Here is a 14662-nt window from a genome sequence, read left to right on the forward strand (position 1 = left end):
AAGCAGAAAAGAAAGAACCAAAGAAAAGAATAAAAGAAAAAGATAAAAAAGAGATATACCATCTCTATCTTATCCTATCCCATCCTATCCGCCTGCCGTAGGCAGGCTTTATTATTTGCCCGTCAAAAGTACGAGCCAGAGAGAAAGGAGTGATTTTATGGGCAGTTTATCCAAGTATGAGCAGGAAACTGTTATCAATTTTAATGCAGGGGAACAGATAGCAACAGTTTATACCCGAGATAAGGCAGTTATGAGGAAATTTGACGCATTGGTTATCGCATTCCCAGAGGTTTATAAGCTGGTTGGCGAAACAGATATTGATAAGACCTATTCCATGCCTAAATCTTGCGTTAGTTATCGTAAGCCGAGGAAACTGAATGATAAATACAGAGAACTAAAAAGAGTGCAAATGAAACAGTATAATACGCAAAGGGAAATAGTTGAAAAAAAGTGTGTTCAGTGATATAATTTCATTGCAATATGAGCACTGATTTTGAATTAAATCAGTTCGACAAATTCTTTAGGTTAGAATCGATGATGGGGTAAACGAAAAAGCAGTTTTGGCATTCCAGTGAACTGCCTCTTCGTTTACACCATTTTCGATTTGGCCTAATTGAACAAAGTGAGCGTCCGGGTAGCCACTACCTATGGACTTTCAATCTTTTGTTCTTACCCATGATTATACAGGATTTTCTGTGCAAAAACTATAGGAAACCAAGTAGCTCCAGATAAATGGGCATGACAACAAAACCTCAGGCCTTGAGGCTTCAAAAAACTATTGGTAAATGAAACATTTAGCATCTTTGTGGCATCCGAAGCTGAGGCTTTCCAAGTTTTCCACCGCAGATTTTACACACGCAGACGTTTATGCCATAGAGATGTTTCAGTATTTCAGGCATACCCTTATCGTGCAGTTTTGAAATATATTTTCTGCATCCGAGAAGATTCCGGCATAAAGTAAGCTTTTTACTTTTGCTGCGGGAACATAGAAGTCCGTAATGCCGAATTCGTACAAAACGCTTTGGGGGGACATGCATCAAAAAACGTCGTATGAATTCGATACCGGAAAGGGTCAGTTCTTTCCACTGCCCTTTGTTCCGGTAATCTTTCACAGAAAAAGTGACGGTTTCATCATCCATACGGATGATGCGATGATTGCTAATAGCAATCCGATGGGTGTATTTTCCAAGATAATCAATCACAGACTGTGCACCGTGAAAGGTTTTCTTACAATAAGGGATCCACTCCGCAGAGTAACAGGTATCAAGCAGTTCTTTGAATGCATAATGGTTACGGTATTTTTCGGCTGTTCCATGAAACTCAAGCCGGTCGGTCTCCCAAAGGTTTTTCAATTCTTCCATGTATTTTCCGCGGAATACTTTGGAAATGACCTGGATTGGAAGGAAAAATTCAGTGCCGTTATCCTTCCATTCATTTTTTGGTGTCAATCCTCCGCCAAGCAGTATTGTGTGGATATGGGGATGAAAGTTCATTTCAGAACCCCATGTATGCAGGATGCAGATATATCCAACGGAAGCCCCAAGATGCTTTGGGTCAGCAGCCAGTTCACTGATTGTAGCAGAAGCAGCGTAATACAGGGTGTCATACAATTGCTTCTGATTACTGTAAATGACTGGATTCAAGATATCCGGAACTGTAAATACGAGATGAAAGTAAGGCGCATCAAGTACATCTTCCCTGCGGGCATCCATCCACATTTCCTTTGGAACAGCCTGGCACATGGGACAACAGCGGTTACGACAGGAGTTATAATGAATCTGAACGGTACCACAATCCTCACATATGCTGACATTCGCACCATAAGCTCCGGTTTTACAGTTTATGATGTTCCGGGAAACTTTTGCCTGTTCAGAGGAAGGGGAATACTTTTCAAGGTATGCCGGATAAAAACGCAGAAAGATATCCTGTACTGTGGGTTTATTCATGACCAGCACCTTCTTTCCGGTCAAACGGGCTTTGGATTCCTATCAGGGATTTGTTGCTGACATGAAGATAAACCTCCGTGGATTTCGGGTCACGGTGTCCAAGCAGTGCCTGAATATTCTGCCGTTCTACGCCCTGCTCCATCAAATGTGTTGCAAAGCTGTGCCGGAGGGAGTGTGGAGTTGCTCCTGCCGGAAGTTCAGCCTCAGATACAGCACGGCGCATCACCTGTTCCAGAGTACTGACTGTCAGGTAATTACCGGTGAACTTATTAGGGAACAGGATTCCACGGGGCCGTCCTTTCTCAAACCAGTATTGTGTAAGGATATCCAGACACCGCTTGGAAAGGACCGTATAGCGGTCCATCCGGTTTTTTGTATCCCGGACATGGATCTGCATCTTTGTGCGGGAAATATCATCATAATGCAGATGGATGACTTCGGAAACACGCATTCCGGAAGAATACATGGTTGCAAACATAGCTTTATATTTTATGTCGTCAACAGCGTCCAACAAGCGGTCGATTTCATCAATCGTCAAAACAGTTGGAAGTTTATGTTCCAGAATCATGCGCGGGATTGTAATGTCATCCCAAAGGATGTGCAGGACATTCCGATAGAAAAAGCGGATGGCAGAATTATAAAGGTTCAGAGTGGTGGCTTTCAGCCCTTCGTCCTTTTTTGCAAGAAGAAAAGCCCTGACATCCTGACAGGTAAGCTCCTCCGGGTTCTTATTTTGATATTTCAGGAAATAAGAGACGTAGTTTTTATAGCAGGTAATGGAACGTTCTTTGAGGTTACGGATTTTTCCGGCTTCCTCAAGCTGTTCTAAATATTTTTCGTACATAATAAAATCCTCCATGTAAAATCAGTAGTAGTCAAAAACACTGCTTTACACGGAGGCGCATTTGGGTCATAAAACCGCTTGCCAACCAGGCGGAAGGATGGTATTCTTTTCATAGGCAGTGGGAAGGTCGATCCTGTTTGATTGTTTCGTTGTGGTGACTTAACAATACTACTTTTAGGACTTGCTTTCTACTGCTTTTGTTATAGAAAACAGAAAATCGCTATGCCACAGCCTTGGCAGGCCATCGCGCAGCGATTTTGTTCAACTTGAATTTGACGGAGAGATAGTATGGCTATTATTAAAAACGAAATACCGATTTTGGAGTTTGATACAGAGCAGACAGCAGTTCTTAATCCCACTCATGAAAATCTTGGTTTGAACTTACCCAAGAAATGTGTGTTCGCATTTCTTGGTGCTTACATAGATGAATATGCCAGTAAAAGTGATACCAAACAGGTATCCACTTTTGAGAGTGCAACGAAGCATTATCCCATTTACATCACCAAATACAAGGGTGAGGACATTGTGCTTTGTCAAGCACCCGTTGGTGCGGCAGCAGCCACACAGATACTTGATTGGCTGATTGGTTATGGTGTAAGAGAGGTAATCTCGGCAGGTAGTTGCGGTGCTCTGGAAAAGTTCCCCGAAAGTACATTCCTCGTACCAAACAAGGCTCTGCGTGATGAGGGAACATCTTATCACTATGCGCCCCCTTCTCGATTTGTGGAAATCAGCGAGAAGGCAAGAAAAGCAATTGAAGAAACCATTCTTGAGCATAGTATGAAATATCAGGAGGTTATAACCTGGTCAACGGATGGATTTTTCCGTGAAACCAAAGAAAAGGTGGCTTATCGCAAAAGTGAAGGCTGTGCAGTTGTAGAAATGGAATGTTCTGCTCTGGCGGCCTGTGCTGATTTCAGAGGGGCAACCTGGGGTATGATACTTTATACCGCAGACAGTCTTGCAGATGTTGACAAATACGACGAAAGAAACTGGGGCGGTAATGCATACGAATATGCACTTACGCTCTGCCTTGATGCGGTTATCAAATTATAAGAACAGTTAGAATCAATCTTTTTTTGTGATATAATTTTATTGAGGTGAATGAAATGAGGACTGAAAAAGAAATATACGATTTAGTTTTGAATTTTGCTTTTCAAGATGAGAGAATTAGAATTGTAACTCTTGAGGGGTCTCGCACTAATGTTAATATACCAAAAGACAATCTTCAAGATTATGATATTACTTTTTTTGTTATAGATATGGGAGAATTTTTGAAAAGCGATGACTGGCTTAGTGTTTTTGGTAACAGAATTATGATGCAAAAACCTGAAGATATGGAATTATTTCCTCCAGAAGAAAAAGGATTTTCTTATATAATGCTTTTTGATGATGGTGTAAAGATTGATTTAACTTTGTTACCTGTTTCAATGCTTGAGGAGTATCTTACTCGCGATAAACTTGTAAAAATCATGTTAGATAAAGATAATATGATTAAAACAGAAATAGTTCCCACAGATGAAGATTATTACATTAAGTGTCCAACAGAAAGAAAGTTTGATGACTGTTGTAACGAATTTTGGAATGTTGCAACATATGTATCCAAGGGCTTACTTCGTGGTGAAATACTATTTGCAATAGACCATATGAATGAAGTATTACGTCATGAACTTCTTAGGATGATTAGTTGGTATGTCGGTACTGAAAAAGGATTTAATTTCAGTTTGGGTAAAAACTATAAATTTTTAGATAAGCATATTTCAAAAGAATTGTGGGATAACTTACTAAATACATATTCAATGAGTTCGTATGAAGAAATGTGGAAATCGTTTGATTTGTGTCTATGTTTGTTCAAAAAAATATCTAAAAAAGTGGCAGATTCACTTGGTTATAATTATCCTGATTATGATGAAAACGTTACAAAATATTTGGAAACACAAAAGAGAATTTCAAATAAATATCTTTATGGTAATAGGTATTGACAAATTCCAATTTGTCGAATAGATGAGATTTATTATGGCAAAGAACTAATTTAATATCGAACACCTAAAGGTGGCATGGAAATTATAAAACCATGACCACCTTTTTTGTTACAAAAAATCAAGAAAAAGGAGATTGAAATTATGTTACAGAACAATGAAAAAACAGCAGAGGTATTAATGGCAGAGAAGATTGTGGAGCAGGCAAAGGCAAGGCTTGCAGAAGCTAAGAGAAAGGCAAGTCAGCAGAAGCGCAAAGAGGAAAATCAGCACAAGTACATGATGGGTGGTATTGTTCATAAATACTTTCCAGAGTGCTACCAGTTTGACGAGCAGGAGATGAACAGAATTATTGCTTCAGGGATGAAGTCGGAGCAGTGCCAGCGCATTATTGAAATCGTGAAAAAGGAAAGTGCTGAAAAGCGTGAGAATGCAGTTGTAAAAGCTGAAAGTGAGGTGGCAGGGGATGAAGGTACTGGCAAGAGCGAAAATGCCTAAGACCAGTCAACGAGATTTTCTCGTTGCGCACAGATATACCATCTGCGATGGTATGTGCGCTCTCCGAGGGGTCTTGCAGACAGCTGTTGCCTGCCGAGGGCAGTCAAAAGGGAACACTGCGCTTTCCCTTCGGTGCAGAGGGCGCACCTACCCATTTGCATACTTTGCGTTCAGTGAAGCTCCAAAGAGCGGAGCTTCACTGTTCACAAAGTCAGCCGATACCGCACAATCCACAGTATCGGTCTGCCACAGCCTATGCAGGAGAGTGAGGTGTGGCTATGGCAGTTAAAAACCTAAGTACCCGAGTTGCCATTATCGGAAGAGGTGCAAAGTGCAGAGGTGGTTCATCCGCAGTTGACAAGTCTGCATATATCAGCCGTACCACCATGTACTCTGAATATGACGGAACAACCTATTACCCGAAGTATACCGAGGATTTGGTGCATAATGAGGTCATGCTTCCGGTCAATGCACCAGCAGAATATTCAGACCCATCGGTGCTATGGAACTCCGTTGAAATGAGGGAGAGTAAATCTGCCAAAGCACAGCTGGCGAGGTCATATAAAATCAATCTGCCGAATGAGTGGAGTTATGAGCTTGCCATAGAGGTAATGAGGGATTATGTGAAAAGGAACTTTGTGGATGACGGAATGTGTGCGCAGTTTGCCATCCATGACTCTGAAAATCCGAATACGCACCAGCGTAATCTTCACTGCCATATTATGCTTACCATGCGTCCTATTTTGGAAGATGGTTCATGGGGAGATAAGCAGAAGAAGATTTATGCACTGGACGCAGACGGAAACAAGATAAGAAAAAAGAATGGGCAATATAAATGCACCACGCAGGATGTGACTGGATGGAACAGCAGGGAGAATGCCAGGAAGTGGCGCAAGGATTTAGCTGACACCATAAATGCGGTCAATGATAAAAACGGATTAAGGGAGAATTTTTGGGAGCATAGGTCATTTGCGGAGCAGGGGCTTGATACCATACCACAGATACATTTGGGAGAGAAAGCCAGTGCGCTGGAAAGGGCAGGAATACAGACCGAGAGAGGAAATGTCAACCGCAGGATAATGGAGCAGAATAAGGCTATTCTTACTGCAAAAATGCTTGTGGCAAAGGCAGAGGAACAGTTGCAGAAGCTTGTTAATTCCAAGCCAGTTGAAGCAGTACGAAATACTGCAAATGAAGTCCTTGATATGATTAGGGCAGTTGTCGGCAAAAAGGGCAGACTGGAATTGCCAGTAATCAAGAGCAAATATGTGAGGAAGATTTCACAAAGACAGGCTTTGCAGGAGCAGGACAGAATGGAGAGGTTTGTTGTTGCAAATCAGATTGAGAGCTTTGAGCAGTTGCAGGAGTTTAAGACGCAGCGAGAGCCAGCCTATGAGAAGTTGTCAGCGGAGCGACAGCAAATTGCGGAGCAGATAGCAAGACTGGAGCAGTTGCTTGTGGCATACAGCGAGTATGAACCTTATATCGTGTATCATAAGACCAGTAATTCACTGAAAGGATTTGCCAAGCGTAAATATGATAAGGAGCATGAAACGGAGCTTAGAGATTACGACAGTTATCGTGCAGAATTGAAGAAAATGCTGTCCTCTGATGAGAAGATTACACCGAAGAAATGGACAGCGGAAAAGACGAAACTGGAAGAACGATTGCAGGAGAGCAATCCCGACTATGCAAGAGTGGTTACGGAGCTTGCGTCAACAGAGGTTATTGAGCATAACAGAAAAATGCTTGCCATGACCCGAGAAGCCGAGAAGAAACAGCATAGTCAGATACACAGCAGGAAGAAAAATGAACAGTCATTATGACAGTGAGAGGGCAGTTTACAAGCATTGGTTTGTAGCTGTCCTTTTTGCGTGAAGGGAGAAGAACATGGAAGAAAGCAAGAAAGTGAATACAGAGCATTTCAAGAAAAAGATAGGTAATACCACTTATCGGGTAAGAGTGCATTTTCCGCAGAATACCAAGCGGACTTTTACGGACAGCGTGAATACGCTGATTATGAATGAATGTACCAGCAAAAAGAAATAAATCCACATCCTACATTGACAAATCCTCACAGAGGATACGCTGCTTTCTGCGATGGAGACTGCTGGGAAGGACGATATGCCGGAGGACGCCGAGCGCAAGGGGCTGGGGACCCCGGCTACCCGCGCCGGTATCCTGGAAAAGCTGGTGTCCACCGGCTTTCTGGAGCGCAAAAAGAACAAGAAAACCGTGCAGCTTCTGCCGTCCCATGATGCGGTGTCCCTTATCACCGTGCTGCCGGAGCAGCTGCAATCGCCCCTGCTGACCGCTGAATGGGAGTACCGGCTGGGCGAGATCGAGCGTGGCGAGCTGGCACCGGAGGACTTTATGGCCGGGATCAGCGCCATGCTCCAGGAGCTGGTGAGAACCTATCGGATGATTAAAGGCACCGAGTATCTGTTCACTCCGCCCCGCGAAGTGGTGGGCAAATGCCCCCGCTGCGGTGGCGATGTGGCGGAGCTGCAAAAGGGGTTCTTCTGCCAGAACGAGGGCTGCAAATTTGCTATCTGGAAAAACAACAAGTGGTGGGAGCTGAAGCGCAAGCAGCCCACCAAGGCCGTCGTGACGGCGCTACTCAAAGATGGCCGCGCCCATGTGACCGGCCTGTACTCCGAGAAAACCGGCAAGACCTATGACGCCACCGTGGTGCTGGAGGACGATGGGAAGTACGCCAATTTCAAGCTGGCCTTTGACCGGCAGAAAGGCGGCAAACGATGAAGCTCTCCCTCTATGAACAGGAAACCATCATCCTCTACAACCAGGCCGAGGCCGCCGCCGAGGTCTATACCCATGATCCTCGGCTGCTGGAGAAGCTGCGGCGGCTGGCGGAGAAATACCCGGATCAGATCGTAAAAAAGGACCGGCAGACCTTTCTCGTCCCTAAACGCTGCGTATCGGTCCGGGAGCCGTACAGCGCCGAGCGCCGCAAAGCAGCCAGTGAACGGGCCAAAGCTTTGGGCATTGTACCACCACAAAAGAAAAATACTTATTAAAGGGCCATTTCTTATAGACGCCTTATCTGAATGTGCTATAATGTGAATATAAATGTGAGGAGGTGCGCAATGGAAATTTCACAGATTAAAGAAGATATTAGTATAAGCTATATTTCTGCGCTATGCGCATATTCTGGCATTTCTTATGACATTATACGGCATGATGATGATAGCACAGATGGAATACTAAAAAAGCAAATTGTGTTGGGAGATGGTCGTAAGTACAATGCGGAATTAAGAATTCAATTGAAATGCACATCTTCACTTTCTCAATACACCGATAATGGAAACACCATTAGTTATAAACTCAAGGTAAAAAATTATAACGATTTATGTTCTCCTTCTACAACCCCTGTCGTTTTAGGACTACTTATTTTGCCGGAATCTCAAGAAGAATGGGTTAGATGGTCAACAGAGGAACTCCTTTTAAGGGGCTGTATGTATTGGGCCAGTTTTTCAGGTGAAGCTGAGTCTCATAATAAGGATTCTGTGAATGTGAAGATTGACAAAAAGAATGTGATTAATGATTCAACTTTATGTGACATCTTAAATAAAATAGCAAAGGAGGAATGGGAATGATTTATTCCATTGATTTTTTGGAATTAACCGAAAAGATCAACCCGTTTGCCTTTGTGAAATATCTCAAAGATACAGGATGGACATATTACCCAACAAAAAAGGACTATATCAGGGTATTTCAACTTGAACGGGGAGATAATTTTTATCAAGTTACAATCCCTATGGAAAAGATTCTGCGAGATTACCGAGAGGCAATGTATAAAGCAGTTAGTATAGTAGCAGAAGTAGAATCTAAATCCATTGAGCAATTAATGCTTTATCTGTTGAATCCTAATACCGACATATTGAAGATACGGTTAGACAAAAAAGGTGTCGAAACAGGAAGTATACTATTTGACGATGCGATTAGGATGTATGAAAACGCAAAAAAACTATTAGCAGCAACAGCATTAGATATTATACACCCCAAAAAATATCACCAAGGGCGTGTAGATGATGCAATTTTGTCGTTTCTTTCTAATTGCCGATATGGGCAGACAGAGATTGGAAGCTATGTTGTCTCCGTTGTATGCCCCTTTGCCGAGCTTGATATAAGCAATGGTTTTCGCCAACTGAGTATTTTTTCTGAAGAGGAGGAATGCAGAAATTCTCTTACCAGAAAAGTTACAAGTCGTTTGATGACTAATGTTGCAATTATTAAAAAGCATATAGACGAGGGAGAGATCTCCCAATTACTTGACCTAAATGGCGATAATACAATAAGTGCTAATTTTTATGAAGCGTTGGTTGGGTTAAATTTAAGCTCTGAGAACACGGGTGTTGAGTTTTTAGCAGAATGGTCTCCTGTTGTAACCCCTCCAGCCAATGTGCAACAGCGAGTAATGCTGACCCATGATTACTATCAACCAATTCAGACGACTATTGATAAACTGAAAGAGGAAACAAGCAAAGCAACAAAAATTATTGGTAGAATCAAAAAACTTGAATCCTCGCCAGATGTCCAAACAAGGACAACAGGCAAAATTACCGTTGTTTATCTTGATGAAGCAGAACAGCGTAAGACTGTTACTATTAAATTAGAAAAAGCTGATTATGATAAGGCGATTGAAGCCCATGAAAAAGGGTCACATGTTGAAATAATTGGCGAACTATTACCCGGTAAAAGACCGACAATGGAATGTGAATCTTTTGGAATTATTGATTGACAACCTCAAAACATCATTTAAGAGCAACCGTTTTGGTTGCTCTTTTTTTGTTCAAATTTAGATGGAAGGATTAGAGAGATGGCACAAAACACCTTTGAGGCCGTCAAGCAGTCCGTCACCGTCCGGGAAGCAACGCAGATGTACGGAATCGAGGTCAACCGGAGCGGTATGGCCTGTTGTCCGTTCCACGATGACAAAAATCCCAGCATGAAGCTGAACGAGGAATACTTCTACTGCTTCGGCTGCGGAGCTACCGGCGATGTGATCGACTTCACCGCACGGCTCTACAATCTGTCTCCCAAGGAGGCCGCTGAGAAGCTGGCCCAGGATTTTGGCCTGGCTTATGACAGTCAGGCCCCTCCCCGGAGGCGCTATGTCCGGCAGAAAACCGAGGCACAGAAGTTCAAAGAGGATCGGGACCATGCCTTTCGTGTCCTGGCTGACTACTATCATCTGCTGAGAAAGTGGGAAACCGACTATTCTCCCAAAACGCCGGAAGAAAATCCTCATCCCCGTTTTATGGAGGCAATTCAGAAAAAGGACTATACGGGCTATCTGTTGGATTTTTTCCTGGAGGACGGCCCGGAGGAACAAAAGCTGTGGATTGCCGAACATCAATCAGAAATCGCCAATTTGGAAAGGAGAGTGAAATTCATGGCTGATAAGCCCACCAACCGGGAGCGGTTGCAGGAAATCACGGCGGGCATTGAACAGGGTATCAAGGAGCTGTTCGAGAGCGAGAAGTATATGCGCTACCTGTCCGTTATGTCCAAGTTCCACCGCTACTCCGTCAACAACACCATGCTCATCTATATGCAGCGCCCGGACGCCACCCTGGTGGCCGGGTTCAACAAATGGAAAAACCAGTTTGAACGCCATGTGAAAAAGGGTGAGCATGGCATTACCATCATCGCCCCCACGCCCTACAAAAAGAAGATCGAGGAAATGAAGCGCGACCCGGACACCCATGCCCCCATCCTGGACGCGGATGGCAAGGCGGTCATGGAGGAAAAGGAAATCGAAATCCCCATGTTCCGCCCGGTTAAGGTGTTTGATGTTTCGCAGACGGACGGAAAGCCTCTGCCGGAGCTGGCCTCCAGCCTGTCCGGGACGGTGCCGCACTATGAGGCGTTCCTGGAGGCGGTGCGGCGCTCCGCCCCGGTTCCCATCGGGTTTGAGCCGATGGCCGAGAACATGGACGGCTATTTTTCCTCCGAGCAGCAGCGGATCGCCCTCCGGGAAGGCATGAGTGAGGTACAGACCATTTCCGCCGCCGTCCATGAGACCGCGCACAGCAAACTCCATGACCCCAAAAAGTATGAAGCGGAGCCGACCTGGAAGATCGTGATGGTGAGTGAGGGCGGCACCAAGCAGGACTTCCGCCTGGACTTTGCCACCGAAGCGGAGGCAGAGCAGGCCGCCTCCGAGGATGGCTGGCGCTATGTGGACGAGAATCAGTTTGAGTGGCGGCTGGAGGTGGAGGAAGATCTGACGGCGGTGAAACAGGCCGCCAAGAACCGCAACACCGAGGAAGTGGAGGCCGAGAGCATTTCCTATGCGGTCTGCCAGTATTTCGGTATCCAGACCGGAGAAAACAGCTTCGGATACATCGCTTCCTGGTCCAAGGACAAAGAGCTGAAGGAGCTGCGGGCCAGCCTGGAGACCATCAATAAGACTTCCTGTGAGCTGATTAACGACATCGAGCACAACTACAAGGAAATCTGTAAGGAGCGAGGCATTGACCTGACCGCCGCCCCGGAACCGGAGCGGGACCCTATCGAGCAGCTGGCTGCCGACATCGACCAGTTTTCCTTTGACTATGATACCTATGAATACCGAGATCGTGTGGACAATTGGGAGGATGCGCTGCGGGAGCTGACCGCTGCACTCCGCAGCGGAGACGCCAGCGGTGTTCGGGACTGGCTCCAGGAGTTCTCCGAGGAAAGTGAACCGGGGGAAGCGGCCACAAAAGCAGCCGAGCTGCTGGATCGCCTGGATCAGCTGGTGCCGGTGGCTGAACCGGAACAGCTGGCCGAGCCGGAACCTGACCCCAACCTTGTGAAGATGGCTGATGAAGCGATGGCGATGGGCGTGGATACTGACTGGAACTCCGATAAGGAATTTCCGTTGTCTTTCGATACTGAAAGTCCCCGGCTCAGCGCCGAGTACCGGGAGGCCCTGCTGGTGCTGGATGATACCGCCTATCTTCATGTTCAGCCCTGTGACACCGGCTGGGACTACACCCTCTACGATGCAGAAACGATGAAGCAGCTGGACGGCGGCCAGCTGGATGGAGCAAATATGGGGCGTTCTGAAGCTATCGGCCACATCTGTGAGGACCTGGGCATGGGCAGCAAGTCCATCAAGTATGCCCCGCTGTCCATGATCGAGACTTTGCAGGAGGCCGCCTACCAGCAGACCGCAGAAGCTGTCGCCGCCCAGCTGCCGGATGCCCAGGAACAGGCGTTGGACGAGTATCCCATGCCGGACCCGGTGCTGACCCAGGACGATCTGGAGAAATGCGGCTGTCTGGACAGTGACCTTTTGCCCCTCTCCAAAGAGCGGGCCTATGAGCTGATGGAGCGTGACCTGACCGTTTATATCATCCAGGAGGGCGAAAATCCGGCTATGGCCTTTGACACCGCCGATCTGGACGCCCATGACGGCATCTTCGCCGTGTCCCGCGAGGAATGGGGGGAAAGCCCGGAGTTTGATAAGCTGGTCAAGGACCGCATGGACCATCAGGAGGAACGGGAGCAGGCGTTTCTCGCCCACAAGGGGGACTGCTTCGCCATTTATCAGGTGAAGCACACCGACGAGCTGCGGGACATCCGCTACGAGGGCCTGGAATGGCTTCAGTCCATCGGGCGGACGGTGCAGCGGGATAACTATGAGCTGGTTTATACCGCTCCGCTGCTGCCCTCTGACCTGAAAGGCGATACCACCGAACAGCTCTTTTACCGTTTCAACAATGAACATCCCGCCGATTACGGCCACCCGTCCATGAGTGTCAGCGACATCGTTGCCATCAAGCGGGACGGCAAGGTATCCTGTCATTACTGCGACAGCTTCGGCTTTCAGCAGGTTCCCGGATTTCTGCCGGACAATCCGCTGAAAAACGCAGAAATGGCTGCGGAGGATGACTACGGCATGATCGACGGCATCATCAACAACGGCCCCAAAGAGCCGACAGTGGCCCAGCTGGAACAGCAGGCCCGCAGCGGCCAGCCGATCTCTCTCATGGATTTGGCTGCCGCCGCCCACCGGGAGGACCGGGAAAAGAAAAAGTCCGTCATGGAGCAGCTGAAAAGCCAGCCCAAGGCGGAACACAAAAAGACAGCGCCAAAAAAGAGCGCGGAAAGGGAGATTTGAAATGGGAAACTTCACTTTTGAGGAAACGAACCTGCTTTGTATCTACAACACCGGCAGCCGCACCGGGCTGATCGAGGCTCTGACCGAGATGCGCGGCGAGCTTTCGCCGGAGGAAGCCGAACTGCGGGAGCTGACCGACAGCGCCCTGGGTAAGCTCCAGGCCATGAGCGACGCCGAGTTTGCCGAGCTGGAGCTGTACCCGGACTTCGAACAGTGAATTTATAGGTCGCAGCGTAATTTTTCGAAAGATTAGTTAGTCGGCTCTTATAAGGTATTTCTTGAAAACTTTCCTATACTTCTTTGCCTGAATAAAGTATAATGTTGGAAAACGGTATACTGAGAAAATATTCGAGAGAGGTATAAAGGATGAAAACAATACAAGAATTGATTGAGGAAGGCATTGAAATCAAGTCAACTTGTACTCGAACTGAGATTATTCCTATTGTAAGTGGTGATCGATATGCGGAGTGGCTAACTTATTGTGAAAGATTATTGCGTCAGCAATTTCCTGATGATCCTCAGACATTAGAATTTTCTGATATAGCAAGGGGCGCAAATGGAAATGATGCGAAACAACTTGATCGATTGATTGGAATCCTAAAGGCATTTGCCGATATACCGCCTGCAGTATCTTCTGAAAGTATCGATACAATCCTTGAAAAGATTTGTGTTAATTTTCATAGATGTGCGCGTTCCATCTTAAATCGGCATGGAAATCGACAAACATTGGAAATTAATGATGAGTACGATGTTCAAGATTTACTTCAAGGGATATTACGCCTCTTTATCGATGATGTTCGGCCAGAAGACTATATTCCAAGCTATGCTGGTGGAAATTCAAGAACAGATTTTTACTTGCCCCAATATGAAACATATATTGAAACGAAAATGACTAGAAATGGATTGAGGGACAAGGAAGTTGGAGAGCAACTTGCAATCGATATTGCCCGATATGGAGATAGATGCCGAACGCTCGTCTGCTTTGTTTATGACAAAGGAAGTTTACTAAGCAATCCCTATGGATTAATTTCAGATCTTGAAGCACTTGGTGGTGATAGGGTATGTGTAAAAGTTTATATTTCACCAATATAAAATTATAATGCTATTTTCCAACCAAACAGGCTTCATCAAGCAGGAAATCAGAAATGATATGCTCCCTTTATGAGAGACAGTGAAAAAAATAAACTGTAATCATAAAGGGAGCAATTCTATGTCGCAAAAAAGTAAATTAAATGCAGAAGAAAAAGTCGAAATTATCAGG

At 45.6% G+C, this 14662-nt stretch carries 14 protein-coding genes and 1 pseudogene; 13 read left to right on the forward strand and 2 right to left on the reverse strand.

The window, feature by feature from the left end; all coding sequences use genetic code 11:
• Window positions 1–157 precede the first annotated feature (157 nt).
• Window positions 158–463: a hypothetical protein gene (locus B5E82_RS16965; RefSeq protein WP_087308716.1), complete on the forward strand. Its 306-nt coding sequence runs from the start codon at window positions 158–160 to the stop codon at window positions 461–463.
• A 331-nt stretch (window positions 464–794) separates the two neighbouring features.
• Here B5E82_RS16965 and B5E82_RS16970 read toward each other — a convergent pair whose 3' ends face one another.
• Window positions 795–1946 (reverse strand): IS91 family transposase, encoded by a 1152-nt coding sequence (locus B5E82_RS16970; protein WP_087308724.1) that lies wholly within the window; start codon window positions 1944–1946, stop codon window positions 795–797.
• Entirely contained in the window at window positions 1939–2790 is an 852-nt protein-coding gene (locus B5E82_RS16975) for a tyrosine-type recombinase/integrase (RefSeq protein WP_087308717.1), read from the reverse strand. Before B5E82_RS16975 ends, B5E82_RS16970 begins: the two co-directional genes overlap by 8 nt.
• 288 nt (window positions 2791–3078) lie before the next feature.
• Here B5E82_RS16975 and B5E82_RS16980 point away from each other — a divergent pair, with 288 nt between their 5' ends.
• The 12 genes and pseudogenes from B5E82_RS16980 to B5E82_RS17035 all read left to right on the forward strand — a co-directional run bounded on the left by B5E82_RS16980 (window position 3079) and on the right by B5E82_RS17035 (window position 14493).
• Complete coding sequence (locus B5E82_RS16980; RefSeq protein WP_002582179.1) at window positions 3079–3846, forward strand: nucleoside phosphorylase; 768 nt, start codon at window positions 3079–3081, stop codon at window positions 3844–3846.
• A gap of 53 nt (window positions 3847–3899) precedes the next feature.
• Window positions 3900–4772 carry an aminoglycoside 6-adenylyltransferase gene (gene ant(6), locus B5E82_RS16985; RefSeq protein WP_002582178.1) on the forward strand — a complete coding sequence of 291 codons (873 nt, stop codon included), beginning with the start codon at window positions 3900–3902 and terminating at the stop codon, window positions 4770–4772.
• A 141-nt stretch (window positions 4773–4913) separates the two neighbouring features.
• Entirely contained in the window at window positions 4914–5267 is a 354-nt protein-coding gene (locus B5E82_RS16990; protein WP_087308718.1) for a hypothetical protein, read from the forward strand.
• A 278-nt stretch (window positions 5268–5545) separates the two neighbouring features.
• Window positions 5546–7093, forward strand: a complete 1548-nt coding sequence (locus B5E82_RS16995; protein WP_087308725.1) for a MobA/MobL family protein — start codon at window positions 5546–5548, stop codon at window positions 7091–7093.
• A gap of 64 nt (window positions 7094–7157) precedes the next feature.
• Window positions 7158–7316: a transposon-encoded TnpW family protein gene (locus B5E82_RS17000; RefSeq protein ID WP_080630487.1), complete on the forward strand. Its 159-nt coding sequence runs from the start codon at window positions 7158–7160 to the stop codon at window positions 7314–7316.
• A gap of 18 nt (window positions 7317–7334) precedes the next feature.
• A pseudogene (locus B5E82_RS17005) lies at window positions 7335–8030 on the forward strand (DNA topoisomerase); the annotation flags it as partial.
• Window positions 8027–8305, forward strand: coding sequence for an immunoglobulin (locus tag B5E82_RS17010; protein ID WP_087308719.1), 279 nt, complete (start codon window positions 8027–8029; stop codon window positions 8303–8305). The pseudogene B5E82_RS17005 and the gene B5E82_RS17010, both read left to right, overlap by 4 nt.
• A gap of 69 nt (window positions 8306–8374) precedes the next feature.
• Window positions 8375–8884, forward strand: coding sequence for a DUF4365 domain-containing protein (locus B5E82_RS17015; protein ID WP_087308720.1), 510 nt, complete (start codon window positions 8375–8377; stop codon window positions 8882–8884).
• Entirely contained in the window at window positions 8881–10029 is a 1149-nt protein-coding gene (locus B5E82_RS17020) for a hypothetical protein (protein ID WP_087308721.1), read from the forward strand. Before B5E82_RS17015 ends, B5E82_RS17020 begins: the two co-directional genes overlap by 4 nt.
• Before the next feature lie 78 nt (window positions 10030–10107).
• A complete protein-coding gene (locus tag B5E82_RS17025; protein WP_087308722.1) occupies window positions 10108–13401 on the forward strand; it encodes an LPD16 domain-containing protein in 3294 nt (1097 codons plus the stop codon).
• A gap of 1 nt (window position 13402) precedes the next feature.
• Window positions 13403–13618 (forward strand): transposon-transfer assisting family protein, encoded by a 216-nt coding sequence (locus B5E82_RS17030; protein ID WP_087308723.1) that lies wholly within the window; start codon window positions 13403–13405, stop codon window positions 13616–13618.
• 149 nt (window positions 13619–13767) lie between these two features.
• Window positions 13768–14493: a hypothetical protein gene (locus B5E82_RS17035; RefSeq protein ID WP_162610813.1), complete on the forward strand. Its 726-nt coding sequence runs from the start codon at window positions 13768–13770 to the stop codon at window positions 14491–14493.
• The last annotated feature ends 169 nt before the right edge of the window (window positions 14494–14662 follow it).

The sequence above is a fragment of the Lachnoclostridium sp. An138 genome, from assembly GCF_002160765.1.
In the GTDB taxonomy this organism is placed as follows: domain Bacteria; phylum Bacillota; class Clostridia; order Lachnospirales; family Lachnospiraceae; genus Laedolimicola; species Laedolimicola faecalis.